Here is a 24,946-nt window from a genome sequence, read left to right on the forward strand (position 1 = left end):
CCGCCCACACAAGATTTGAAGGTGTGTTGACAGTATCACGCCAGAGTGAAGTTCAAAGGCAAGTATCCGGCCAAAAGCGGCATGAATTCGGACCAGTTCTGGGTAGAACTGGTGACGTTCACGCCGCCTTAGCGACGTGATATTCCTTGATGGCGACCATCTTGATCGCGGGGTAGCGCTCGGACTCGTAACGCAGCGAGAACTGGTCCTGCGCCATGAAGACGGGGTCGCCGTCGAGATCGCGGCAGATATCACCTCGGCGCTGGGTCATGAACTTTTCCAGATCGTCCTTGTTCTCGGCCGAAATCCAGCGGCAGACCGAGAAGCGCGACATTTCGAAGGAGACCGGCAGGCCGTATTCGCCCTGGAGGCGCTCCTTCAAGACGTCGAGCTGCAGCGCGCCGACGACGCCGACGATGGCTGGCGAGCCGTCTTCCGGCGAGAAGAGCTGCACGACGCCCTCTTCGGCCATCTGCTGCAGGGCTTCCTTCAGCTTTTTCGCCTTCATCGCATCTTCAAGCCGCACGCGGCGGAGGATTTCCGGCGAGAAGTTCGGCACGCCCTGGAAGACGAGGTTTTCGCCTTCGGTCAGCGTGTCCCCGATGCGGAGCGTCCCGTGGTTCGGGATGCCGACGACGTCACCGGCGTAAGCCGTATCCGCCAGCTGGCGCTGCGAGGCAAAGAAGAACTGCGGTGCGGTCAGGCCCATCTGCTTGCCGGTGCGGGCAAGGCGGGCCTTCATGCCGCGCTCGAGCTTGCCGGAGCAGATGCGGGCAAAGGCGATTCGGTCGCGGTGGTTCGGGTCCATGTTGGCCTGGATCTTGAAGACGAAGGCCGTCATCTTGTCTTCTGCGGCATGCACGGTACGCGTATCAGCCACTTGGTCGCGCGGCGGGGGGGCATAGGCACCCAGCGCGTTGATCAGGTCGCGCACACCGAAATTGCGCAGCGCCGAGCCGAAGAAAACAGGCGTCATATGGCCTTCGAGGAAGCTCTCCCGATCGAAGGGGCGGCAGGCCTCGCGGGCGAGCTCCAGCTCATCGATGAAGGCCTGGCGCTCGTTCTCGGGAAGGTTTTCCGACACGCTCTGCGCGCCATTCACCTTGACCGGTTCAACCTGGGCATCGCCCCCACGATAGGTGTTGTTGGCGAGGTGATAGGACCCGCAAAATGTCTTGGAGCGACCGACCGGCCAGGTGATCGGGGCGGTGTCGAGCGCCAGCTTCTCTTCCACCTCATCAAGGATTTCGAAGGGATCACGGCTTTCGCGGTCCATCTTGTTGATGAAGGTGATGATCGGAATGTCGCGCATGCGGCAGACCTCGAACAGCTTCAGCGTCCGCGGCTCGATACCTTTGGCTGCGTCGATGACCATGACGGCAGCGTCAACCGCTGTCAGCGTACGATAGGTGTCGTCGGCGAAGTCTTCGTGACCGGGTGTGTCGAGGATGTTGAAGACATGGCCTTCGTATTCGAAGGTCATGACCGAGGTGACGACCGAGATGCCGCGTTCGCGCTCGATCTTCATCCAGTCCGAGCGGGTCTGGATGCGATCCTTCTTGGCTTTCACTTCACCGGCGAGCTGGATGGCGCCGCCGAACAGCAGCAGCTTTTCGGTGAGCGTCGTCTTACCCGCATCCGGGTGCGCGATAATAGCAAAGGTGCGGCGGCGGGAGACCGCCTCGGCGAGCGTTTCAGCCATATCTCAGGAATTCCTTGTGGTCGGGCGGTTATCTAGCGTTTCGAGGGCCAATATGCAATTGAGCGGGGGCAACAAAGGAATCTCGCCATGTCCGCCATCAGCCCCGAATACCTCGGCCCCGTCCTGAACCTGAAGCGCCTGCCGCATGGCGCGGGCCTCGACGTGCCGGCTTACGAGACGGCGGGGGCAGCCGGCATGGATCTGCGCGCAGCCGTAGGAGACGATGAGCCGATGGCGCTTGCACCGGGCGCGCGGGCGCTGCTGCCGACGGGCTTTGTGATGGAAATCCCCCCAGGTTTCGAGGCGCAGATCCGGCCGCGCTCGGGTCTTGCCTTCAAGAACGGCGTGACCTGCCTCAACACACCCGGCACCATCGACAGCGACTATCGCGGCGAGGTGAAGGTGCTTCTGGTCAATCTAGGCCAGGAGGATTTCGTGATTACCCGCGGCATGCGCATCGCCCAGATGGTGATTGCTCCGGTAACCCAGGTCAGGGTGGCCGAGGTGACGGAGACATCCGACACGGCGCGGGGTGCCGGCGGGTTTGGCTCGACGGGGGTGTGAGGGCGCCAATGCCGGAAACGCTCGCGCTGCGGGAAGGCTACTTCGGAGATCCCGCTGCATTTCAGGCGCTCGCGGATCTGCTCCAGGATATCTTCGGCATCGATATCTCCCACCAGATGGCCCTGGGCGGACCTGATCCCACATCCATGCCGTTTGGCTATTTCAATCCGTCAGGACGGTGCGTTGCGAATTTCTCAGCCTTCTCCATGCCACTCGTCGTCAATGGACGGGTGGTTCGGGCTGCGGGCTACCAGTCAGGCGCCGTGCGGCCGGACTATCGCGGACAAGGGCTATACCGGGCCTTGATGCAGAGGGCCTTCGACTGGGCGGAACGCGAAGGGTTCGAAGCCGGGATACTGCTGACGGACAAGCCGGGGCTCTATGAACCCTACGGCTTCCGGACCGTGCCGCAGTTCAAATTTCAGGGTGCCGTTCCACATACTGACTCATCCGTGCCCAGGGCGCGTGACCTCGACCTGAAGCAAGAGGCGGATCTCCACATCGTTCAGATGGCACTTGAGGCTCGGCAACCCGTCTCGGAGATCTTCTCCGTCGTGCGGCAAAAGGAAATGTTCCTGCTCAATGCCCACTTCGATCCAGACATCAGGTTGAGCCTGCTGGAAGAAGACGATGCGGTTATTGCCTGGAAACCGCAAGGGGACACGTCGCTCGAGATCCTGGATGTCGCGGCACGCCATATCCCGCCGCTCGGCCATATCGTGGCGAGCCTCGGGGCCCATTTCGAGCGGGCAGAGGTATTCTTCCCAACAGATCGGCTCGGTTGGGACGGTATGGCAACACCGTATCAAGGCGACTGTGTGCTCATGGTAAAGGGCCTTGAGCCCGCATCTCTGGGGAAGCCGTTCATGCTCTCGCCGCTGGCGGATTTCTGATAAGCGGTCTTCTCCGGATGTTCAGCGCTGCGCTTCCGTCACCATGCGGATCGCAAGAGCCGCCAGCACGGTGCCCATGAGCCAGCGTTGCACCACCATCCAGAACGGGCGGCCGGCGAGGAAGAGCGCGATGCTGCCGGCTGAGAGGGCGATCAGTCCGTTGCCCGTCACGCCGATGACGATCTGCGTAAAGCCCAAGACCAGCGACTGGAGCAGCACGCTGCCGCGGGTCGGATCGATGAACTGCGGCAGAAGCGACATGTAGAGTATCGCGACTTTGGGGTTCAGCAGGTTGGTGACGAGCCCCATGACAAAGAGCTTGCGGGGACTATCGGCAGGCAGATCACGCACCTGAAAGGGCGAGCGGCCAGCAGGCCTCAGCGCCTGCCAGGCGAGCCAGCCGAGATAGAGCGCGCCACAGAATTTCAGAACCTCGAAGGCGAAGGGAACGGCGAGCAGCAGCACGGTGATGCCGAAGGCTGTGAGAAGCATGTAGACGACGAAGCCGAGAGCCACGCCGCCCAGCGAAATGAGGCCTGCCATGGGGCCCTGGCAGATAGACCGCGACACCAGATAGATCATGTTCGGCCCGGGCGTGAGGACCATACCAAGGCAGATCAGGCTGAAGGCAAGGAATGCGGGCAGGCTTGGCATGACATCGTTTCCTCACGGCGATTGATGCCTCCTAACGGCAACCGGCTGAGAGCCGCAATCGCGATCGTGTCACCGTTGCAAGTCTTTCCGCACGAGATTAGGAATGGGCGAGGAGGAGCCCCCATGACACTGACGACCATCATCGCCTATTGCGGCGCCCTGTTCATTGCGGCTGCCATTCCGGGGCCCGGCATGACGGCGATCGTGGCGCGTGCGCTGGGCTCCGGCTTCCGGCCGACCTTCTTCATGGGGCTCGGGCTGATCCTCGGCGATCTCGTCTACCTGACTGCCGTCATCCTCGGGCTCTCGGTACTGGCCAAGACATTCGTCACACCCTTCATTATTCTGAAGTTCCTCGGCGCGGCTTACCTCATCTATGTCGCCTGGAAGCTTTGGACAGCCGGCCTCGTTCCCCAGGACATAAAGGCGCAGAAGGCGATGCGCCCGGCGCTTTCCTTCCTGTCCGGCCTGCTGGTGACACTCGGCAATCCGAAGACCATGCTCTTCTATGTCGCGCTGGTGCCAACACTTATTCCGCTCGAGGCGATCGGGCTTGCCGATTACATCCTGCTGGTCGGGCTGACCTTCATCGTGCTGATGGCGGTGCTCCTGCCCTATATCCTGCTGGCGGCCCAGGCGCGCGGACTGCTCAAGCGCCCTGAGGCGCTGAAAGTTCTGAACCGCAGCGCAGCGGGCATCCTGGCCGGCACGGCGGCCTATATCGCGGCGCGCGCGGCCTGAGTTTTCAAGGCATGCAACAAACCGGCCGCGGGCGCTTTTCTTCTGAAGGGTCAACAACGGGCCGGCGGCGGAGCAGATTTTTCCAAGGATGCCGCTCGCCGCGGCATGGCTATGCTGGAATGCACGGGGCACCGGGCGTAAGCTCACGCCAACCAAATCATCAGGGAGAGACACATGACTGAGCAGAAGAAACCCGGTCGCGGACGCGTCTATGGCTCGATCACCGAGACGATCGGCGACACCCCGATCGTGCGCCTCGACAAACTGGCCAAGGAAAAGGGCGTGAAGGCGCATCTGCTGGCGAAGCTCGAATTCTTCAATCCGATCGCCTCGGTCAAGGATCGCATCGGCGTGGCGATGATCGAAAGCCTGGAAGCCCAGGGCAAGATCGTGTCCGGCAAGACCGTGCTGATCGAGCCGACCTCCGGCAATACCGGCATTGCGCTTGCCTTCGCCGCCGCCGCCAAGGGCTATCGACTGATCCTCACCATGCCCGAGACCATGTCGATCGAGCGCCGCAAGATGCTGGCGCTGCTTGGCGCAGAACTCGTCCTGACCGAAGGCGCCAAGGGCATGAAGGGCGCCATCGCCAAGGCTCAGGAACTGGCCGAGACGACGCCGGATGCCGTTATCCCGCAGCAGTTCGAGAACCCGGCCAATCCGGAAATCCACCGCAAGACCACCGCCGAGGAAATCTGGAACGATACCGACGGTTCGATCGACATCCTCGTCTCCGGCATCGGCACGGGCGGCACCATCACCGGCACCGGCCAGGTGCTGAAGGCGAAGAAGCCCTCGGTTCAGGTCGTTGCTGTCGAGCCCGCCGACAGTCCGGTTCTCTCCGGCGGCAATCCCGGCCCGCACAAGATCCAGGGCATCGGCGCGGGCTTTGCGCCTGCCATCCTCGACACGCATGTCTATGATGAAGTCATCACCGTCACCAATGACGAGGCCTTCGAAAACGCGCGTCTTGTTGCCCGGCTCGAAGGCGTGCCGGTCGGGATCTCCTCAGGTGCTGCGCTCACCGCCGCGATCAAGGTCGGCCAGCGCGACGAAAATGCCGGCAAGACGATCGTGGTCATCATCCCCTCCTTTGCCGAACGTTATCTCTCGACCGCGCTCTTTGCCGGCCTCGGCGAATAGATCCCGTCCCGTCCCCGCCCCGGCGCACTCCCGTGCCGGGGGCGGGGACGCGCCACTGATTGCGGCGAAGCAAGCCCTCGGATAGAGTTGGCCGGAAAACCTGCGGTACTTCGGAGGCCCATGCGCATCTCCCTACGTTCCCTGCCGGCCTTCGCTGCAATCCAGGACCGCCCATCCGGCCTGAGCATGGCCGCATCATATGGGGCAAGCCTGCTCGTCTTTGCGGTCGCGCTGCTTCTGAGGGCCTGGCTCGATCCATTGATGCCGACGGGCTTTCCGTTTCTCACCTTCTTTCCGGCCGTGGTCATCTGTGGCTTCGTGTTCGGCGTGAAGCAGGGTATCCTCATCGGAATCCTGTCCGGCATGTCGGCCTGGTATTTTTTCATCACCCCGTTCCGTTTCGATTTTTCGCCCGGCACCCTGCTTGCGATGGGGCTCTACGTGTTCGTCATCGTCACCGACCTGACGCTCATTCACCTGATCATGCGCGCCTATCGCGCGGAGATTGCCGCTCGCGAACGCAGCCAGCAGCTTGCCGACCGGCAGGAGGTGATGGCACAGGAACTCGATCATCGCCTGAAGAACATCTTTGCCACCATCAACGCCATCATCAGCCTGTCGCTGAAGAATGCGTCCAGCGCGGACGAACTCGCCGCCCGGCTGCGTGATCGCCTGACCGCGCTCGGCCGCTCCAACCTGCTGCTGCGAGGCCTGCGCGAGGGCGAAGACGCATCGCTGCAAAGTGTCGTCTTCCAGGCGCTGGAACCGTTTTCGATCGTCGGGACCCCCCGTTTCCAGACCGGCGGACCGCGTGTGCCGATCGGCGGCCAGACAGTCGTCGTGCTGAGCCTGATCCTGCACGAACTCGGCACGAACGCCGCCAAATACGGCGCGCTCAGTGTCAGCTCCGGTCAGGTCTCGCTGACATGGCAGATCCTGCCGTCACCCGATCAGGGCGAGGACCTGGTGATCGAGTGGCGCGAAAGCGGAGGGCCAAGGCCGGAGGCACCGCAGGCGGGATCTGGAGGTTTCGGCTCGACGCTGGTGCGCCGGGTGATCGCCGGCGTGCGCGGCCATAGCGATATCACCTATCCCGAAGACGGTGCCTTCATTCGTCTGACACTGCCCGTCGACATGCTGCGCCCGTCTCAGGCCGAGACCTCCACCACCTGAGCGACACGCGCGACGGATCGCTCCGAGCCAGGTCAGGCTGCGGCGGTCAGGCGTTCGGACGCGATGCGATAGGAGATCGCCTCGGCGAGATGGATCCGCCCCAGCGTCTCCACGCCATCGAGGTCGGCAAGCGTGCGGGCCACCTTGAGCACACGGTGATAACCGCGGGCCGAAAAACGGAATTTTTCGGCGGCGTCCCGCAGAAGCTGCAGGCCTGAGGGATCCGGTTCTGCCAATGTCTCGATCAGGGCGGTGGAGCAGCGGGCATTGGTGGCGAAAGGCAGGCCGAGACGCCGGAAGCGCTCGCGCTGACGCTCCCGGGCAGCGGCGACCCGGGCAGCCACGACCGCACTGCTTTCGGCGACGCGCGGGCGGATCAGATCGGTCGCGGATACAGCCGGCACATCGATGCGGATGTCGATGCGGTCCATCAGCGGCCCTGAAATGCGGCCCTGATACTCGCTCTGGCAGCGTATGCCACGGGCGCAGACATGGCCGGGCTCCCCTGCCATGCCGCAGCGGCAGGGATTCATTGCCGCGACCAGCTGGAAATCTGAAGGGTAGGAGACCCGGTGGTTGGCGCGGGCGATGATGCATTCGCCGGTCTCGAGCGGCTGGCGCAAGGCATCCACCACCGGCGAGGCAAACTCCGGCAGTTCGTCAAGGAAGAGTATGCCGTGGTGGGCAAGCGAGGCCTCCCCGGGCCTGGCCCTCAGGCCTCCACCAACCAGGGCCGCCATGGTCGCCGAATGATGCGGCGTGCGGAAAGGCCTGCGGTCGGAGAGCTTGCCGCCGGACAATTGCCCGGCAATCGAATGGATCATCGAGACTTCGAGCAACTCGGGTGCGGAAAGCGGCGGCAGAATGGAGGGGAGCCGCGCCGCGAGCATCGACTTGCCCGAGCCGGGTGGCCCGACCATCAGGAGATTGTGGCCGCCGGCGGCTGCGACCTCCAGGGCTCGCTTGGCGCTTTCCTGCCCCTTGATATCGGCCAGGTCCGGCAGGTTGGCCGGCTGCGCACGGATCGCCGGTGCCGGTCGGCTGAGCACCTGCGTACCCCGAAAATGATTGGCAAGCGCGATCAGGCTGCGGGGGGCGAGGATGTCGATCTCGCTGCCGGCCCAGGCCGCCTCCGCGCCACTGTCGGCCGGGCAGATCAGACCTTTCTCGACAGCATTGGCGCTGATCGCGGCGGGCAGTGCACCAGCGATCGGCGCAATTGTACCATCGAGATTAAGCTCGCCGATGACGAGATAGCCGGACAGCGCATCACCCGGGATGGCGCCAAGCGCCGCCATCAGGCCAAGCGCTATGGGCAGATCGAAATGCGAGCCCTCTTTGGGAAGATCTGCGGGCGCCAGGTTGACCGTCACGCGCTTGGGCGGCAGCGACAGGCCCGAGGCGTGCAGGGCCGCCTGGACCCGTTCACGGCTCTCGGCGACCGCCTTGTCGGGCAGACCGACGATCTGCATGCCGACCTTGCCGGGCGCCACCATGACCTGCACCTCGACAGGCAGGCCCTCGATACCCTGAAATGCAACCGTACTGACACGCGCCACCATTGCCCGCCCTCGCCGATCTATCGATGGTCGCGAGCGCAACTTCATATTGCGTGTGGCGACAGCGACAATCTCGCATAAGGCGCAGCAAAACACAAGAACGTTTGCGGAACATCCGCAGCCTCAGATAGGCATACAGTTGCGCCCGGTTGCATAACCGGAACAAGTCGGGAACTTCGAAAGACAATTCAGCGTGTTAGGGGCGCTTGCGTTCGATGGCATCCCAAAGGAGCGCTGAGATGTCTGCACCGCCGAACTTCTTCACCTCGCGGATACCGGTCGGCGAGGTGACGTTGATCTCGGTCATGTAGTCGCCGATGACATCGATGCCGACGAGGAGGAAACCGCGCTCGCGCAAGGCCGGCCCGATGCGGGCGCAGATCTCCCGTTCGCGAGAGGTCAACTCTGTTGGCTCGGGCTTGCCGCCGGCATGCATGTTGGAGCGCGCGTCGTGTTCTGCAGGAACCCGGTTGATCGCGCCGGCCGGCTCGCCATCGACCAGGATAATGCGCTTGTCACCCTTGCGCACGGCCGGCAGATAACCCTGGGCGATGAACGGCTCACGGAACATCTGGCCGAACATTTCCATCAGCGACGAGAAATTGCGGTCATCGCGGGTCGAATGGAAGACGCCGGCGCCGCCGTTCCCGTAAAGCGGCTTCAGGATGATATCGCCCTGTTCCTGGCGGAAACGGGCAATCTCGGCCGCGTCCCTGGTGATCAGCGTCGGCGGCATCAGGTCGGCGAATTCTGTGACGAAGATCTTTTCCGGCGAATTGCGCACCCAGGCCGGATCGTTGACGACGAGCGTCTTCGGGTGAATGCGCTCAAGCAGATGGGTGGAGGTGATGTAGGCCATGTCGAAGGGCGGATCCTGGCGCAGCAGGACGACATCCATGGTCGAGAGATCGACGCGCTCCGGGGTGCCGAGCGTGTAATGATCATCCTTGACGTCGCGCAGCTGCATGGGCTCGACCGTCGCATAGACACGGCCGTCACGCATGGAGAGCCGGTCCGGCGTATAGTGGAAGAGCTTGTAACCGCGCGCCTGGGCTTCCAGGCTCATGGCGAAGGTAGAGTCGCCCGCGATGTTGATCGTGGATACGTGGTCCATCTGGACCGCGACATTGATGATCTTCGCCATGTGGTGTGTCCCCGTTCGAAAGCATCGGAGATTTAGGCCGTGCGGCGGGGGATGGCAACGCCGGGCGGCCTCAATTTTGCTGAAGGTCTCTTCAGGTCAGAGCGCGGAATATTTCCCGCGCCTTAAGGCATTGCGGATCCGGTAGAGTGTCGCGAGCGGCCCCGGGAAGGGCTTGCGCAGGAAGGCGATCTTGCGGACATAGGTGTCGACGCGCCAGGTCGACCAGGTTCCGCGGCGGAAGTAGGCGATATCGCCGGCCTTCAAGAGGCGCTGACTGCCATCCTCGGCGGTAACATGCACCTCTCCTTCCTGGATCACAACAGTCTCGTCCCAGCCGAAGAACCAGCGAAACTCACCGGCGGTGCAATCCCAGACGGCCGTCAGGCTCGCCTCGTCGGCACTCTGGGAGTGCTCGCCAATCCGGGCGAGCGGCGTTCCACGGATGATCCACTCCGGATTGATCGGTGCCGCGCGCAGCGCCAGGTGATCACCGTGAGCGGCGATCACCGGCGGCTGGGCATCCATGCGGCGGGTGGGCGCCGCCAGCGCCACGCTTGCCATGCCGGCGAGAAGCATTTTCAAAGCCATCCTCATTCCCCTTCCCAAGTTTCGGGGGGACGCTAGCAGCAAGCTCCTAAATCGACGTATTCAATATTGTTAAAATGCGAACAAGCCGTCACGCCAGCGCCGGAAGCGGAAGTGCATCCCGGGTGGCGGGTTCGCTGGCCACTGACGGCCGGGATGGGAACATGCGTCGGCCGGTGTCTGACGTGAAGAAATGCAACCTGTCTGCCTCGATCCGCAAGGGCAGCCGGTCGGCGAGCTCCACCTGAGAACCGAGAACGGCCGTCAGGGCCTGGCCGCCGATCAGACCATGGACGAGACGCTGGGCTCCAAGTTCCTCGACATAGTCGACGACCAGATGGAAATCGGCGGGGCCGTCGCCGGCCAGAACGAGGTCTTCGGCGCGCATCCCGACTCGGACTGCGCCATCAGGCCATGCCTCGTACAAAGACAGGCGCGCATCACCGATCGTCAGCTGCCCGCCGTCGATGTGTCCATCGACGAGATTCATGGCCGGCGAGCCGATGAAGCTCGCGACAAATGTCGAGGCGGGACGGTTGTAGACCTCGAGAGGCGTGCCGATCTGCTCGATCACGCCACCGTTGAGAACCACGAGACGATCGGCGAGCGTCATGGCTTCGAGCTGATCATGAGTGACGTAGATTGCCGTCGTCTTCAGCCGCTTCTGCAGCTTGCGGATTTCGCCGCGCATGGAGACGCGCAGCTTGGCATCCAGGTTGGACAGCGGTTCGTCGAACAGGAAGACGGCCGGCTTGCGCACGATGGCGCGCCCCATGGCGACGCGCTGACGCTGGCCGCCGGAGAGCGCACGTGGCTTGCGATCCAGGTACTTCTCGATTTCCAGCATCCTTGCGGCTTCCGCGACGCGCGCGGCGATCTCCGTCTTCGGCGTACCGCGGTTCTTCAGGCCATAGGCTAGATTGTCGTAGACCGTCATGTGCGGATAGAGCGCATAGTTCTGGAAGACCATGGCGATGTCCCGGTCTGCCGGTTCGATCTGGTTGACCACGCGGTCACCGATCGAGATCGTGCCTTGCGAGATGTCTTCGAGGCCTGCCACCATGCGCAACAGCGTGGACTTGCCGCAGCCCGACGGGCCCACGAGAACGATGAACTCGCCATCCTCGATCTGGATGTCAACCGTGTCCACGGCCTTGGCGCCGCCCTTGTCGTAGATCTTGGAGACCTGCTTGATACCGATGGAAGCCATGGATTTGCTCCTCTCTCACTTGTCTGTTTCGGTGAGCCCCTTGATGAACCAGCTCTGGAACACCACCACCACGATGACGGGCGGCAGCATGGCGAGCACGGCCATGGCAAAGGCTTCGTTGTAATCGGGGATCTGCGAGCCGATCCACACCTGGAGGATCTGCTTGATGCCGCGCATCAGGGTGTAGAAACCCTCTTCCGTGGTCATCAGCATGGGCCAGAGATACTGGTTCCAGCCATAGACGAACATGATGATGAAGACGGCGGCGATCATGGTGCGCGACAGCGGCAGCAGGATATCGATGAAGAACTTGAAGGGCCCGGCGCCGTCGATACGGGCGGCTTCCAGCAATTCGTCTGGGACGGACTTGAAGAACTGGCGGAAGAAGAAGGTGCCTGTCGCCGAGGCCAGCAGCGGCAGGATCAGGCCCTGGTAGCTGTTCAACAGGTTCAGATCGCTCATCACCTTGTAGGTCGGCAGAATGCGCACTTCGAGCGGCAAAAGCAGCGTGGTGAAGATCAGCCAGAAGGCGAGGGTCGCAAAGCGGAAGCGGAAATAGACGATGGCATAGGCCGCCAGCATCGAGAGCACGATCTTGCCGACGGCGAAACCGAGACCCAGGATCAGCGAGTTCATCGCCATGGTGAGACCCGTCACCTGGCCGGTGAAACCACCGCTCTTGAACAGCACCTTGTCATAAGTCGCGGCGGCGTCATTGCCTATCGACAGCATCAGGCCATGGCTATGGATCTCGGCCGCAGAATGGGTCGAGGTGGTGAAGGCGACAACCAGTGGCCCGAGCATGAAGATCACGCCTGCGATCAGGATCAGGTGGTCGAAGAATTTGGTGCGGTACATGGCGCTCTCCTCACCCGTAATGGACGCGGCGTTCGATGAAGCGGAACTGGATCAGGGTCAGCACGAGGACGATCACCATCAGGATCACCGACTGGGCCGAGGAGGAGCCGAGGTCATTGCCCCGGAAACCATCGAGATAGACCTTGTAGACCAGCGTGATCGGATTGTTCGCCGCACTGTCCTTCACCATCACGTCGACGACGCCGAAGGTGTCGAAGAGCGAATAGGTCATGTTGATGATCAGCAGGAAGAAGGCGGTCGGCGCGAGAAGCGGCAGGGTCACGGTCCAGAAGCGGCGCGTCCCGGACTTGCAGTCCATCGTCGCCGCCTCACGGATCGAGTTCGGAATGCCCTGGAGGCCGGACAGGAAGAAGATGAAATTATAGGGGATCTGGTTCCAGACGGCGATCAGCACCATGGCAAAGGCGGTGTCGAAATAGTTGATGCCGATCTTCATGTCCCAGCCGAACCAGGAAACGAAGGTGACGAAAGGTCCGATGTGCTGGTCGAAGAACATCAGCCCGATCAACCCGGCGACCGGCGGTGCGATGGCATAGACCACAATCAGCAGGGTCTTGTAGGTCGACTGGCCACGGATCACGGCATCGGCCTTCAAAGCCAAAAGCAGGCCGAGCGACAGCACGAGAACCGTGACGATGATGCTGAAAAAGACGGTGAAGCGCGCGATCCGGGCATATTGAGAGGCCGAGAGCACATCGGAATAATTGCTCAGCCCAACAAAGCTGGAACCGAAGCCGAACGGGTCCTCGATGTAGAACGACGACTGGATCGCCTGGACCGACGGCCAATAGAAGAAGATCGCGATGATCGCCAGCTGCGGCAGAAGAAACAGGTAAGGCAGGAATCGCGAATTGAACTGGACGCGCTTCATCTGGGACCCCTCAAAGGAAAGCCCGGGGACCAAAGGCCCCCGGGAGCGACAATGGAACCAACAGACCTGATCAGCCGGCGGTCTTGGCGAAGCGGGCGAGGATCTCGTTGGACTCGGCTTCGATCGTCTTGAAGGCGTCATCCACGGTGACTTCGCCCGAGAAGATCTTGACGAATTCGCGGTTCATCACGTCACGGATCTGCGGGTAGAAGCCCATACGGTAACCCTTGGACCATTCGCCGCCCTTCAGCATCAGCTGCTGCAGGCCAACTTCGGCCTGGGGGGTGCGCTCGTAGTGGCCGTCCTTCTTGGCCAGCTCGTAGGCAGCCGTGGTCAGCGGCACGTAGCCGGTTTCCTTGTGGTAGTAGTACTGGATTTCCGGCGAGGCGATGAAGTTGAAGAAGTCGCCCGTGCACTTGTTTTCTTCGGCCGGCTTGCCTGCCATTGCAAAGAGGGCAGCGCCACCGATGAAGGAGTTGGTGCCGGAGCCTTCGATGCTGCTCCAGTTGGGCAGGAAGGTTGCGGCAAACGGCATGGTGGCGGTCTTCAGCAGGCCACCGAAGGAACCGGAGGAGCCAACCCAGAGAGCGACCTTGCCTTCTTCGAAGGGCTTCTGGTTGTCGTTCCAGCCAGCGCCGTAGAAGGCGAACATGCCGGCGTCCTGCCATTCCTTGAGCTTGGAGAACATCATCCGCTGCTCTTCGGTGTTCACCATGATCTTGGTGTCGACGACGCTGTCATAACCATTGTTGTTGGTCGCGAACTGCAGGTTGTTGCGCGAGTGGAAGTTCTCGACCATCTGCCAGGGCAGGTGCGACTGAACGAGCGGGATATAGCCGGCTTCCTTGAGCTTCGGCGCGATGGCTTCGAACTCTTCCCAGGTCGTCGGGGCTTCGACGCCGGCCTTCTTCATGGCATCGACGTTGTAATACATGATAGGCGCCGACGAGGAGAGCGGCATGCCGACGAACTTGCCGTCAGCATCGGCGTAGAAATAACGAACGCCCTGGATATAGTCTTCGGCGTTGAAGGTGTGGCCGGCTTCGCGGATGATGTCTTCAGCGGCAACGGTTGCGCCCTTGGCATTGATGATGGTGGCAGCACCGGCATCGAAAACCTGCAGGATGTTCGGGTGCTGGCCCGAACGGAAGGCGGCGATGCCAGAAGCCAGAGCTTCTTCGTAGGTGCCCTTGGAAACGGGGGTCAGGACGCAGGCCGTCTGGGCTGCGTTGAACTTCTGGGCAAGCTCGTTGAGCACTTCGCCGTTGCGGCCACCCATGCCGTGCCACCAGGTGATGTTGGTCGCGGCAAGCGTCGTCGATGCGGTCATGGTCAGGGCCAGAGCGGCCAGGGAAATCTTCTTGATCATGGGTCAGATCCTCTCCACAGGTTGTTGCGGTGAGGCCTGCATTAGGGCCGCTCCATGACAGCGACTTGAAAGTTTTGTGTCACGACTGTCACAAAACGAAGGTTTCGAAACCTCGTGATCGAAAGTGAAACGAAGCTAGAATGCGTCCTCGAAATGGACCGGCCAGCGCCAGGGTCGCACGACAATCATATCATGCCGAAGTGACAGCCGTGTTGCGTCGGATTGCCTGCGCAGCCAATGATCTGCGGCGTTCGCGATGCGTCGCTCGGCCGCTTGACCGACCGCATCGACACCGGTGCGCAGGTCTCGTCTCGCTTTCACTTCGACAAAAATGACGAGGTCGCCACGTCGGGCGATGATGTCCACTTCACCGGCCCCGGTCTTGTAGCGCAGCGCCACGATCCGGTAGCCCTTGAACAGAAGTGAAAGAGCCGCCCGATACTCCGACCAGCGGCCCCGCCTCTCGGCGCGGATACGTTTCTGATCCGCGCCTCTGGGCTTCATGCGGCCCCCTTGAGTTCCAGAAGGCGCTGGTAGAGATCCTTGCGCGGCAGGCCGGTCAGCTTTGCGGCCTCGGTCGCGGCCTTGGCCGTCGGCATGGTGGCGGAGAGTTCGGCAAGCAGGCTGTCGACATCGGCGGCGTCCGGTGCGGCATCGGGGGCCGGCGGGCCGATGACGAGGACGATCTCGCCCTTGACCGTCTTGTCGGCATAGGCCGCGGCCAGATCGCCGAGCGGGCCTCGGCGGAATTCCTCGAAAGTCTTGGTCAGTTCCCGGCAGACGGAGGCCGGTCGATCATGGCCGAGTTCGTCGGCTGCCGCGACAAGCGTGTCGCCGATGCGATGCGGGGACTCGAAGAAGATCAGCGTTGCCGGCACCTTGGCGAGTTCGCGAAGGCGATCACGCTTTGCCTTGTCCTTGGTCGGCAGGAAGCCGGCAAAGAGGAAGGCATCGTTGGGAAGGCCGGACCCGACAAGGGCCGCCAGCGGAGCAGAGGCGCCGGGGATGGGCACGACGCGGTGGCCGGCCTCGATGGCCAGCTGGCCGAGCCGATAGCCGGGGTCGGAGACCAGCGGCGTTCCGGCATCAGAAACGAGGGCGACGGACTTTCCGGCTTCGAGGGCGGCAAGCAGCCGGGCGCCCGCCTCGTCTGCATTATACTCGTGATAAGCGTAAGGCCGGTTCTCGATGCCGTAGCGGTCGAGAAGCACGCGCGTCACGCGGGTGTCCTCGCAGGCTAGCACATCGGCACCAGCCAGCGTTTCCAGCGCGCGGATGGTGATGTCGCCGAGATTGCCGATCGGCGTCGCCACCAGATAGAGCGCGGGTTCCAGTGGCCTTGCCGCAACAGGCGTGTCGTTGAGGCGATAGCGCTTGGAACCTGGCACTGTGGCCGCATTTTTGTCTTCTGTTGTCATGCGGCCTTTATCCTCTACCCCCATGCTCGCGGCAAGGGTGCCGCCGCCATAAACCATTCCGATAACCTTCGCGTGGGACTGGCGTGGAAAACCTTGGAGCCTCTTGCTTTTCCCGCTCTTTTACTGCCATTTTGCCCGTCCACATCGTCCGGCCCGGGAACTTCCCGGCCCCTTTTTCCGATCCGGAACTCCGGAAGACGACACGTCGAAAGCGGTAGCATCTCATGCGTATAACTCTTGAACGGTCCAATCTCCTCAAGTCTCTGAACCACGTGCATCGCGTGGTCGAGCGCCGCAACACGATCCCGATCCTGTCGAACGTGCTGCTGAAAGCCGAGGGTGCCGCCCTCGACATGAAGGCGACGGACCTTGATCTCGAGATCACCGAAAGCACGGCGGCCATGGTCGAGCAGGCTGGGGCCACGACCGTTCCGGCGCATCTGCTTTATGAAATCGTGCGCAAGCTGCCCGACGGTTCCGAGGTTCTGCTCGCCACCAATCCGGATGGCGGGACGATGACGGTTGCTTCCGGCCGCTCGAAATTTTCGCTGCAGTGCCTGCCGAAGTCTGATTTCCCGGATCTCACTGCCGGCACCTTTACCCATTCCTTCAAGATGAAGGCATCCGATTTCAAGATGCTGATCGATCGCACGCAGTTTGCGATCTCGACCGAAGAGACCCGCTATTATCTGAACGGCATTTTCCTGCACACCATCGAAGCCGGCGGGGCCCTGAAGCTGCGCGCCGTGGCGACCGACGGTCACCGTCTGGCGCGCGCCGATGTCGACGCACCCTCGGGCTCGGAAGGCATGCCGGGCATCATCATCCCGCGCAAGACGGTCGGCGAGCTGCAGAAGCTCATCGACAATCCGGAGCTGAGCATCGGCATCGAGATTTCCGATTCGAAGATCCGCCTCTCCATCGGTTCGGTCGTTCTGACCTCCAAGCTGATCGACGGTACCTTCCCGGACTACCAGCGCGTCATTCCGCAGGCGAACGACAAGGAAATGCGCGTCGATTGCCAGACCTTCGCGCGCGCCGTCGACCGCGTCTCGACCATTTCGTCAGAGCGTGGCCGCGCCGTGAAGCTTGCGCTCGCCGACGGCCAGTTGATGCTCACCGTCAACAACCCGGATTCGGGCAGCGCTACCGAAGAAGTCGCCGTCGGCTATGAAAGCGACGCCATGGAGATCGGCTTCAACGCCAAGTATCTGCTTGATATCACGGCCCAGCTGTCCGGCGAAGACGCGATCTTCCTGCTGGCGGACGCCGGCTCCCCGACGCTCATCCGCGACACGGCCGGCGCCGATGCCCTTTATGTCCTGATGCCGATGCGCGTTTAAACGCGCGAAACTTTCTGGCGGGCATTTGGCCCGCCAGCGTCATTCTCTCTTGCGTTTGCGACAGGCTGGCCCAAAATTGTCGCAATCGGCTCGCAGCAATCGAGCAGCAACAGGAAGAGGGACGATCATGGCCATTCGACTGAAGGAACGGTTCGAAAAGAAATTCGATGAGGAGATCCGCTTCTTCAAGGGCATGATGCAGGGTCCCAAGACCGTCGGTGCGATTGCGCCGACATCCTCGGTCACCGCGAAGCGCATGGCGAGCGTCATCGATGTCAAGTCAGGCCTGCCTGTCCTCGAGCTCGGCCCCGGCACGGGCGTGATCACCAAGCAGATCCTGGCGCGGGGCGTGGCGCCCGAGAAGATCGTTTCCGTCGAGTATTCGGAGAATTTCTATCGCCGCCTCGTCGAGGACTATGCGGGTGTCAACTTCATCCACGGCGACGCCTTCGATCTGACACATACGCTCGGCGCCCTGGCCGACCAGACCTTCGATTGCGTCATCTCGGCGGTGCCGCTGCTGAGCTTCCCGATGGAAGCGCGCATTCGCTTGCTGGAAGATCTCCTGAACCGCATTCCCGAGGGACGCCCGGTGGTGCAGATCACCTATGGGCCTGTCTCCCCTGTTATCGCCAAGCCGGATCGCTACCACATCCAGCATTTCGACTTCGTCGTGCGCAACATTCCGCCCGCCCAGCTCTGGATCTACCGCAAGGCCTGAGCGGCGAGCGATGTTCGGCCTCTACATCACGCATCCGCAGATCGAGATCGATCCGGCGGTCCCTGTCCCGGATTGGGGTCTGTCGGCTGCCGGGCGAGCACGTGCCGAGGTCTGTGCGAAACAGCCTTGGGTGCAACAGCTTTCGCGGATCATCAGCAGCGGCGAGCGCAAGGCAATCGAGACCGCAGACATCCTGGCCAAAGCTGCGGGGATCCAGATGGAGATCCACAGGTCGACGCATGAAAACGATCGGTCTGCGACCGGCTTCCTTGCGCCTTCCGATTTCGAGACGGCAGCCGACTGGTTCTTTGCGCATCCGGACGAAAGCTATCGGGGCTGGGAGCGTGCCGCTGACGCGCAGGCGCGCATCGTCGAAGCAGTCAGCGACATCCTGGCGAGGCATGACCCCAGCAAGCCGATCGCCTTTGTCGGTCACGGTGGCGTTGGCACCCTGCTGAAATGCCATTTCACCGGCATCCCAATCTCACGGCGGCAGGATCAGCCTGGGGGCGGCGGCAATCTTTTCTGCTTCTCCCTTGCAGACCGACGCGTCTCATGCGACTGGACGGCCATGGAGATCTGGCAGGAGTCTTAAACTTGAGCGCACGTCATCGTCTCATCGTCGGACTGGATGTTCCGACCGTCCAGGAAGCGGAGCGCGTCGTCTCGACGCTCGGCGACAGCATCTCGTTTTACAAGATCGGCTACCAGCTCGCCTTTGCCGGCGGCCTTGAATTCGCCCGCGACCTGGCCAAGCAGGGCAAGCAGGTCTTCCTCGACATGAAGCTGCTCGACATCGACAACACGATCGCTTCCGCAGTCGAGAACATCGCACGCATGGGCATGACCATGCTGACGCTGCATGCCTATCCGAAAGCCATGGCAGCCGCCGTCAAGGCGGCCGAAGGCTCCGGCCTCTGCCTGCTCGGCGTCACCGTGTTGACCTCAATGGACGAGCAGGATCTGACCGATGCAGGCTACGAATACGATCCGCATACGCTGGTTCTCAGGCGCGCCGAACAGGCCCGCATCGCCGGCATGGGCGGCATCGTCTGCTCGGCCGAAGAGGCATCCGCAGTGCGACAGATCGTCGGGCCGAAGATGGCGATCGTCACCCCCGGCATCCGGCCGGCCGGCGCCGACAAGGGCGACCAGAAGCGCGTGATGACGCCATCGGATGCGATCGCGGCCGGCTCCAGCCACCTCGTCGTGGCCCGCCCGATCGTCAAGGCCGGCGATCCCAAAGCGGCGGCACTCGCCATTCTTGCCGAGATGGACGAGGCGCTGGCCAAGCAGCCATAATCGACAACAACCGGGAGGAAGACATGGCCAAGGGCTATTGGATCGCACGCGTGGATATCAGGGATCCCGAGCGCTACAAGGATTACGTCGCGGCTGCGAAGCCGGCTTTCGAAACGTATGGCGCGACTTTCCTCGCGCGGGGCGGTCCCTACACCCAGCTCGAAGGCCAGGTTCGTGCGCGCAACGTGGTGATCGAGTTCCCTACCTATCAGGCCGCCGTTGATTGCTACAACTCACCGGAATACCAGATCGCCGCCAAGATCCGCCAAGAAGCGGCGGATGCAGAGATGGTGGTCGTCGAGGGCGTCTGAGCCTCGCCTCGCCTGAGGCCTGATGTCCCCCGGGTGCGGCTCTGACGGGCCTTTCCCCCGCCGGACGATTCGGTTAAGAGAGGCCAGATCGCGCATATCGTGTGCGCCCAGCCAGTTCAGGGGAGCCGTCCATGACCTTGTCCAACCTTCCGCCGCTCGTCACCGTTTTCGGGGGCTCGGGCTTCGTCGGACGGCATGTCGTCAGGGCGCTTGCCAAGCGCGGCTATCGCATTCGCGTTGCTGTTCGCCGCCCTGATCTCGCCGGCTTCCTGCAGCCGCTCGGCAATGTCGGCCAGATCTCCTTCGTCCAGGCCAATCTGCGTTACCGCTCGTCGGTCGACGCCGCCGTTCAGGGCGCAGACCATGTCGTGAACTGCGTCGGCATCCTGTTTGAAAGCGGCCGCAACGGCTTTGACGCCGTGCAGGATTTTGGCGCGCGCGCGGTGGCGGAAGCCGCCCGTTCGGTCGGTGCCAGCCTGACGCATATCTCGGCCATCGGCGCCGACGCCAAGTCGGATTCGGTTTACGCCGCCACCAAGGGTCGTGCGGAAGCGGCTGTCCAGGCAATCCTGCCTGACGCCACCATCCTGCGCCCTTCGATCGTCTTCGGACCAGAGGACGGCTTCTTCAACAAGTTCGCCGCCATGGCCCGCCTCGCCCCGGCGCTCCCGCTGGTCGGCGGTGGCAAGACGAAGTTCCAGCCGGTCTATGTGGAAGATGTCGCCGAAGTGGTGGCACGCGCCGTCGACGGCTCGATTGCCCGCGGCAAGATCTACGAACTCGGCGGCCGTGACGTTGCGACCTTCAAGCAGTGTCTCGAGATGATGCTGGAGATCATCGGACGCAAGCGGGCGCTCATCACCCTGCCCTTCGGCATCGCCTCCTTGATGGGCAGCATCGCCTCTGCCGTGCCGCTGATCACGCCGCCGCTCACCAGCGATCAGGTGAAGCTGCTGAAGAAAGACAACGTCGTCTCTGCTGCTGCAAAGGCGGAAGGTCGCACGTTGGAAGGCCTTGGCATCCAGCCGGTGACAATGGCTGCGATCCTGCCGACCTATCTCGTGCAGTATCGCGTTCACGGCCAGTATACGGGGTCCGGCAAGGCAGCCTGAGGCTGCCTTGCATCGCCTGACAATCGTCACGCCGTTGCACAAAAGACGCAACTAAACAAAGACCTGCGTTAACCGCGGATAAAGCAAGTTCGCCTATTGATGGCGGTCGTGGCAATGCGTAAAGACTGGCCCCCAACAGCCAGCCGGCAGCACTTGCCGGCCCTTCATTTTCAGACAGTCTCAAGAGGCATTTCCATGGGCAAGTCCATCGCACTGTTCTTCGCATGTGCGGCACTGGTAATCATCGCTGGCTCCTTCGTCGCCCCGACCACGGTGGCGGCCCGCAAGGACAATTGCTCGCCTGCCTATGGCATCGACCCCTGCTCGACGTCGTCCATTCCGGCGACCAACTGATTTCCCCAGATAGAAAAGGCCGCCCCTCGGGACGGCCTTTTTTCTTGTCTGCGTCTTGTGACTTCAGCCGAAGGTGAGAAGTCCGACAATGCCGAGCGTGCCGACCGCGATCCGCCACAAGGCAAACGGCGCATAGCCCCGTTTTGAGACAAAATCCAAGAGACCCCGGACGACAAAGAGCGCCGAGATGAAGGCTGCGACAAAGCCGATCGCGATGATCAGGCCGTCGTCCATCGTCAGCGCATTGCGGTTCTTGTAGAGATCGAGCGTAAACGCGCCGAGCATGGTTGGCATGGCGAGGAAGAAGGAAAATTCCGCCGCCGAACGCTTGTCCGCGCCGAGGAGCAGAGCGCCGACGATCGTCGCCCCCGAACGCGAGGTTCCCGGGATCATCGCCAGGCACTGGCAAAAGCCGATCTTCAAGGCGAGCGACAGCGGGTATTGTGTGACATCGGTATAGCGGGGCTTGAGCGGCAACCGATCGATCCACAACAGGACGAAACCGCCGAGAATGAGGACGACACAGATCAGCATCGGCGTTTCAAACAGCACCGTCTTGATGAAATCATGGGCCAGCGCGCCGATCACCGCGGCCGGCAGGAAGCCCAGCAGCACAGCCCCGACGAAGCGTCGGCTTTCGGCGCTTGTCGGCAACGACAGCGCAATGCCTAAGAGCTTGGCGAAGTAGACGCTCAGGATCGCAAGGATCGCACCCAACTGGATCAGAACCGCAAAGGTGTTGCCGGGCGATTCAAAGCCGAGGAAATGGCCCGCCAGCAGAACATGGGCGGTGGAGGATACCGGCACGAACTCGGTCAGGCCCTCGATGAGGCCAAGGACCAGCGCGCTGATAATGGATTGATCTTCCATGAGGTCTCCTTCAAGGGGAAGGCAAAGTGATTTGCTTGTATTGCCGGGGCCGAAACCCTATAGCTTGGAAGCCGCGCTGATGACCAGCCGCTTCGACAGCCTGCGTCGCGGCCACTGAAAAATCCGAGAATCCGAGTTCCGATGCCGACCCTGTACCATCATACGATGTCCACCGCGTCCCGTTTCATTCGCCTGGTGCTGTCCGAATACGGCTTCCAGACGGATCTGGTGGAGGAGCAGACCTGGGAGAAGCGCAAGGAATTCCTCGCCTTCAACCCGGCCGGTACGCTGCCTGTCTATGTCGACGACAACATGCGGGCGCTTTGCGGTCCGATCGTCATTTCCGAATTCATCGACGAAACACATGGCGTCCTGAAGCGCGACCGGCGCCTCTTTGCCGAAGACCCGTTCCAGCGCGCCGAGATCCGCCGGCTGACGGAATGGTTCCTGCAGAAGATGGAGCAGGATGTCACGAAGCCGCTGGTGCGCGAACGCGTGCACAAGCTTATCATCCCGAACGGGCTCGGTGGAGGCGCGCCCGACTCGAAGGTCCTTCGCACGGCGCGCTCGAACATCCGCCACCACATGAAGTATCTGACCTGGCTTTCCGGCTCGCGCCAGTGGATCGCCGGTGAGCGGTTGAGCTATGCCGATCTTTCTGCTGCGGCTGCCGTCTCCGTGCTGGACTATCTGGGCGAGATCGACTGGAACGAGTATCCGGTCGCCAAGGAATGGTATCAGCGGATCAAATCGCGGCCGTCCTTCCGGCCGATGCTGACCGAGCGGGTGCGCGGCATCACGCCGGTGTCGCACTACGCCGACCTCGACTTCTGACTGACGCTGCCATGGACGAGCCGCAGATCGACAACAAGATCCGGAAGCGGCGGGCAGATCTCACACGGTTCTTGCGCCAGGAGGCGGAGGCGCAGGGCTTCGATCTCTGTCGCATCACGCTGCCGGATGCCATTCCCGAAGCACCGGCGCGGCTTGAGAGCTTTCTTGAGGCCGGTCGTCACGGCACCATGGCCTGGATGGAAGAGACCAAGGAGCGGCGCGGCGATCCACGCGCCCTCTGGTCCGAGGTGCGCTCCATCGTCATGTTCGGCATGAACTATGGACCGGATGAGGATCCGCGCCGGCTGCAGGCGCAGCCTGAGAAGGCAGCGATCTCCGTCTATGCGCGCAACCGCGACTATCACGATGTGATCAAGGGGCGCCTCAAGGAAGTCGCGACGCGCTTTGCCGCGCGTGCAGGCGAGGACGTGAAGGTCTTCGTCGATACCGCGCCCGTGATGGAAAAGCCGCTCGCGGCGTCAGCCGGCCTCGGCTGGCAGGGCAAACACACCAATCTCGTCAGCCGCGACTTCGGTTCCTGGCTCTTCCTCGGCAGCCTCTTCACCACGGCTGAGCTCGAAGTCGATGAAGCCGAGCGCGACCATTGCGGCTCGTGCCGGGCCTGTCTCGACGCCTGTCCGACCGACGCCTTCCCAGCGCCCTACCAGATCGATGCGCGGCGCTGCATTTCCTATCTGACGATCGAGCACAAGGGGCCGATCGACCGGGCAATACGCCCCGCCTTCGGCAATCGCATCTATGGCTGCGACGACTGTCTGGCGGCCTGTCCCTGGAACAAGTTTGCCGCAGCTGCACGCGAGATGAAGCTTGTCGCCCGCGAGGACCTGAAGGCCCCTGAAATCGCCTTGTTCCTGACGCTGGACGATCCGACCTTCCGCACCTATTTCAGCGGCTCACCGGTCAAGCGGATCGGGCGGGATCGCTTCGTGCGCAACGTGCTGATCGCGGCAGGGAATTCCGGACTGCCCGATCTGGCGCCGGCCTGCGCAGCTCTGCTGACGGACGTTTCCGCCGATGTGCGCGGCATGGCCATCTGGGCGCTGTCGCGGCTTTTGGCCGGAGAAGACTTCATGAGGCTCCGGGCGGAGCATCTGGCGACAGAAACGGACGAGCATGTCCGGCAGGAATGGATGACGGAGAGCTGACGCATGCGGATGATGATTTTCGGAGCGGGATATTCGGGCAAGGCGATCGGCAAGCTCCTCAGCGGTCAGGGCGTATCCGTCGCCGGCACCACGCGCAGCGTTGAAAAAGGCAAGGCGCTTGAAGAGACCGGCATCCGGCCCTTCGTCTTTGATGGCACGAGCCTGTCGGAGCCGCTGCGTGCCGAGCTCGCCGAGACCACGCATCTCGTCCAGTCGATCGCTCCCGGCAGCGAAGGCGATCCGTTGATCCGCCTCTGCGGACAGCCGGGCATCAAGGCCCTCATGCCGAAGCTTGAATGGATCGCCTATCTCTCGACCGTCGGGGTCTATGGCGATCACTACGGCGCCTGGGTGAACGAAGACACCGAATTGAAACCGGTCTCAGTGCGCTCGGTCGAGCGGGTGGAGGCCGAACAAGCCTGGCAGGTCGTGGCAGCACGTGACGACCTGCCGCTTGCGATCCTGCGCCTCTCCGGCATCTACGGCCCCGGGCGCAACACCTTCCTCAACCTCGCGAACGGCACCGCGCGCCGGCTGGTGAAGAAGGACCAGGTGTTCAACCGCATCCGCGTCGAGGATATCGCATTGGCGACCGCCTTCCTCGCCGGCCCGAAGACGGGCGGGATCTTCAACGTCACCGACGACATGCCTTCCCCGCCGCAGGACGTGGTGACGGAGGCGGCCCGGCTGATGGAGATGGACGCCCCCGCCGAACAGCCCTTCGAGACGGCGGAACTGACGCCGATGGCGCGCTCCTTCTACGGAGAAAACAAGCGCGTTTCGAACGCCAAGATCAAGGCGCTGGGTTTCAACTTCCAGTACCCGAATTACCATATGTCCCTGGCCGATCTACTTGGTACGGGCACATGGAACCAAAGGACCTGAAGATGCGTTTTCCGAGGTCAAACTTTGCTTGAAGCGGACGCATAAGCCTGCAAAATATCGGCATGCGCCCCGCCGGAACCACAATTCAGGCAGCAAATATGGCAGGGGCGCAAAATTTTTCTTCTTCGATTCCGTGATCGCCT

At 62.4% G+C, this 24,946-nt stretch carries 27 protein-coding genes; 15 read left to right on the top strand and 12 right to left on the bottom strand.

Features of this window, described 5'->3' with window-relative positions; translation table 11 throughout:
- Positions 1-118 precede the first annotated feature (118 nt).
- Positions 119-1,702: a peptide chain release factor 3 gene (locus tag J2045_RS05575; RefSeq protein ID WP_307370296.1), complete on the bottom strand. Its 1,584-nt coding sequence runs from the start codon at positions 1,700-1,702 to the stop codon at positions 119-121.
- A gap of 87 nt (positions 1,703-1,789) precedes the next feature.
- Between J2045_RS05575 and dut the strand changes: the two genes are divergently transcribed.
- Both dut and J2045_RS05585 read left to right on the top strand, forming a co-directional pair.
- Complete coding sequence (gene dut / locus J2045_RS05580; protein ID WP_307370298.1) at positions 1,790-2,266, top strand: dUTP diphosphatase; 477 nt, start codon at positions 1,790-1,792, stop codon at positions 2,264-2,266.
- Positions 2,267-2,274: 8 nt separating this feature from the next.
- Positions 2,275-3,159, top strand: coding sequence for a GNAT family N-acetyltransferase (locus J2045_RS05585; protein WP_307370301.1), 885 nt, complete (start codon positions 2,275-2,277; stop codon positions 3,157-3,159).
- A 21-nt stretch (positions 3,160-3,180) separates the two neighbouring features.
- On the opposite strand, the gene J2045_RS05590 is transcribed toward J2045_RS05585, so the two are convergent.
- Positions 3,181-3,813 (bottom strand): LysE family translocator, encoded by a 633-nt coding sequence (locus tag J2045_RS05590; RefSeq protein ID WP_307370303.1) that lies wholly within the window; start codon positions 3,811-3,813, stop codon positions 3,181-3,183.
- A 123-nt stretch (positions 3,814-3,936) separates the two neighbouring features.
- Between J2045_RS05590 and J2045_RS05595 the strand changes: the two genes are divergently transcribed.
- The 3 genes from J2045_RS05595 (at position 3,937) to J2045_RS05605 (ending at position 6,870) form a co-directional block, all read left to right on the top strand.
- The gene (locus tag J2045_RS05595) at positions 3,937-4,554 is read left to right on the top strand and encodes a LysE family translocator (protein ID WP_307370305.1); all 618 of its coding nucleotides are present in this window, start codon (positions 3,937-3,939) and stop codon (positions 4,552-4,554) included.
- A 174-nt stretch (positions 4,555-4,728) separates the two neighbouring features.
- Positions 4,729-5,697 carry a cysteine synthase A gene (cysK, locus tag J2045_RS05600; protein WP_307370307.1) on the top strand — a complete coding sequence of 323 codons (969 nt, stop codon included), beginning with the start codon at positions 4,729-4,731 and terminating at the stop codon, positions 5,695-5,697.
- A 120-nt stretch (positions 5,698-5,817) separates the two neighbouring features.
- Positions 5,818-6,870 (top strand): HWE histidine kinase domain-containing protein, encoded by a 1,053-nt coding sequence (locus tag J2045_RS05605; RefSeq protein WP_307370309.1) that lies wholly within the window; start codon positions 5,818-5,820, stop codon positions 6,868-6,870.
- A gap of 32 nt (positions 6,871-6,902) precedes the next feature.
- On the opposite strand, the gene J2045_RS05610 is transcribed toward J2045_RS05605, so the two are convergent.
- From J2045_RS05610 to rsmI, 9 genes are all read right to left on the bottom strand, one after another.
- The gene (locus tag J2045_RS05610; protein WP_307370311.1) at positions 6,903-8,432 is read right to left on the bottom strand and encodes a YifB family Mg chelatase-like AAA ATPase; all 1,530 of its coding nucleotides are present in this window, start codon (positions 8,430-8,432) and stop codon (positions 6,903-6,905) included.
- 193 nt (positions 8,433-8,625) lie between these two features.
- A complete protein-coding gene (gshB, locus tag J2045_RS05615) occupies positions 8,626-9,573 on the bottom strand; it encodes a glutathione synthase (protein ID WP_307370313.1) in 948 nt (315 codons plus the stop codon).
- 96 nt (positions 9,574-9,669) lie between these two features.
- A complete protein-coding gene (locus J2045_RS05620) occupies positions 9,670-10,098 on the bottom strand; it encodes a cupin domain-containing protein (protein WP_370873024.1) in 429 nt (142 codons plus the stop codon).
- A 151-nt stretch (positions 10,099-10,249) separates the two neighbouring features.
- Positions 10,250-11,368, bottom strand: a complete 1,119-nt coding sequence (locus J2045_RS05625) for a sn-glycerol-3-phosphate import ATP-binding protein UgpC (RefSeq protein WP_307370318.1) — start codon at positions 11,366-11,368, stop codon at positions 10,250-10,252.
- A 15-nt stretch (positions 11,369-11,383) separates the two neighbouring features.
- Complete coding sequence (ugpE, locus tag J2045_RS05630) at positions 11,384-12,226, bottom strand: sn-glycerol-3-phosphate ABC transporter permease UgpE (protein ID WP_307370321.1); 843 nt, start codon at positions 12,224-12,226, stop codon at positions 11,384-11,386.
- Positions 12,227-12,236: 10 nt separating this feature from the next.
- A complete protein-coding gene (locus J2045_RS05635) occupies positions 12,237-13,118 on the bottom strand; it encodes an ABC transporter permease subunit (protein WP_166599958.1) in 882 nt (293 codons plus the stop codon).
- A gap of 70 nt (positions 13,119-13,188) precedes the next feature.
- Positions 13,189-14,487, bottom strand: a complete 1,299-nt coding sequence (locus J2045_RS05640) for an extracellular solute-binding protein (protein WP_307370325.1) — start codon at positions 14,485-14,487, stop codon at positions 13,189-13,191.
- Between the two features lie 135 nt (positions 14,488-14,622).
- Complete coding sequence (locus tag J2045_RS05645; RefSeq protein ID WP_307370327.1) at positions 14,623-14,991, bottom strand: YraN family protein; 369 nt, start codon at positions 14,989-14,991, stop codon at positions 14,623-14,625.
- Complete coding sequence (rsmI, locus tag J2045_RS05650; RefSeq protein ID WP_307370330.1) at positions 14,988-15,905, bottom strand: 16S rRNA (cytidine(1402)-2'-O)-methyltransferase; 918 nt, start codon at positions 15,903-15,905, stop codon at positions 14,988-14,990. The genes J2045_RS05645 and rsmI overlap by 4 nt, the downstream gene beginning before the upstream one ends.
- 224 nt (positions 15,906-16,129) lie before the next feature.
- Here rsmI and dnaN point away from each other — a divergent pair, with 224 nt between their 5' ends.
- The 7 genes from dnaN (at position 16,130) to J2045_RS05685 (ending at position 21,048) form a co-directional block, all read left to right on the top strand.
- The gene (gene dnaN, locus J2045_RS05655) at positions 16,130-17,248 is read left to right on the top strand and encodes a DNA polymerase III subunit beta (protein WP_307370332.1); all 1,119 of its coding nucleotides are present in this window, start codon (positions 16,130-16,132) and stop codon (positions 17,246-17,248) included.
- A 127-nt stretch (positions 17,249-17,375) separates the two neighbouring features.
- Positions 17,376-17,969 carry a phospholipid N-methyltransferase PmtA gene (pmtA, locus tag J2045_RS05660; protein ID WP_307370334.1) on the top strand — a complete coding sequence of 198 codons (594 nt, stop codon included), beginning with the start codon at positions 17,376-17,378 and terminating at the stop codon, positions 17,967-17,969.
- Positions 17,970-17,979: 10 nt separating this feature from the next.
- Complete coding sequence (locus tag J2045_RS05665) at positions 17,980-18,564, top strand: histidine phosphatase family protein (protein WP_307370336.1); 585 nt, start codon at positions 17,980-17,982, stop codon at positions 18,562-18,564.
- Positions 18,565-18,566: 2 nt separating this feature from the next.
- Positions 18,567-19,271, top strand: a complete 705-nt coding sequence (gene pyrF / locus J2045_RS05670) for an orotidine-5'-phosphate decarboxylase (protein ID WP_166599965.1) — start codon at positions 18,567-18,569, stop codon at positions 19,269-19,271.
- 23 nt (positions 19,272-19,294) lie between these two features.
- Positions 19,295-19,582 carry a DUF1330 domain-containing protein gene (locus J2045_RS05675; RefSeq protein ID WP_166599966.1) on the top strand — a complete coding sequence of 96 codons (288 nt, stop codon included), beginning with the start codon at positions 19,295-19,297 and terminating at the stop codon, positions 19,580-19,582.
- Between the two features lie 131 nt (positions 19,583-19,713).
- On the top strand, positions 19,714-20,694 hold the full coding sequence (locus J2045_RS05680) for a complex I NDUFA9 subunit family protein (protein WP_307370338.1): 981 nt from the start codon (positions 19,714-19,716) through the stop codon (positions 20,692-20,694).
- A 195-nt stretch (positions 20,695-20,889) separates the two neighbouring features.
- Complete coding sequence (locus J2045_RS05685) at positions 20,890-21,048, top strand: hypothetical protein (RefSeq protein ID WP_307370340.1); 159 nt, start codon at positions 20,890-20,892, stop codon at positions 21,046-21,048.
- A gap of 63 nt (positions 21,049-21,111) precedes the next feature.
- On the opposite strand, the gene J2045_RS05690 is transcribed toward J2045_RS05685, so the two are convergent.
- On the bottom strand, positions 21,112-21,918 hold the full coding sequence (locus J2045_RS05690; protein ID WP_307370343.1) for an undecaprenyl-diphosphate phosphatase: 807 nt from the start codon (positions 21,916-21,918) through the stop codon (positions 21,112-21,114).
- Positions 21,919-22,059: 141 nt separating this feature from the next.
- Here J2045_RS05690 and J2045_RS05695 point away from each other — a divergent pair, with 141 nt between their 5' ends.
- The 3 genes from J2045_RS05695 to J2045_RS05705 are packed head-to-tail and all read left to right on the top strand — an operon-like array spanning position 22,060 to position 24,803.
- Positions 22,060-22,752, top strand: coding sequence for a glutathione S-transferase family protein (locus J2045_RS05695; RefSeq protein ID WP_166599970.1), 693 nt, complete (start codon positions 22,060-22,062; stop codon positions 22,750-22,752).
- An 11-nt stretch (positions 22,753-22,763) separates the two neighbouring features.
- Positions 22,764-23,918 carry a tRNA epoxyqueuosine(34) reductase QueG gene (gene queG, locus J2045_RS05700; RefSeq protein ID WP_307370345.1) on the top strand — a complete coding sequence of 385 codons (1,155 nt, stop codon included), beginning with the start codon at positions 22,764-22,766 and terminating at the stop codon, positions 23,916-23,918.
- A gap of 3 nt (positions 23,919-23,921) precedes the next feature.
- Positions 23,922-24,803: an SDR family oxidoreductase gene (locus J2045_RS05705; protein ID WP_307370347.1), complete on the top strand. Its 882-nt coding sequence runs from the start codon at positions 23,922-23,924 to the stop codon at positions 24,801-24,803.
- Positions 24,804-24,946: the final 143 nt, after the last annotated feature.

Source organism: Peteryoungia aggregata LMG 23059, assembly GCF_030814435.1.
In the GTDB taxonomy this organism is placed as follows: domain Bacteria; phylum Pseudomonadota; class Alphaproteobacteria; order Rhizobiales; family Rhizobiaceae; genus Allorhizobium; species Allorhizobium aggregatum.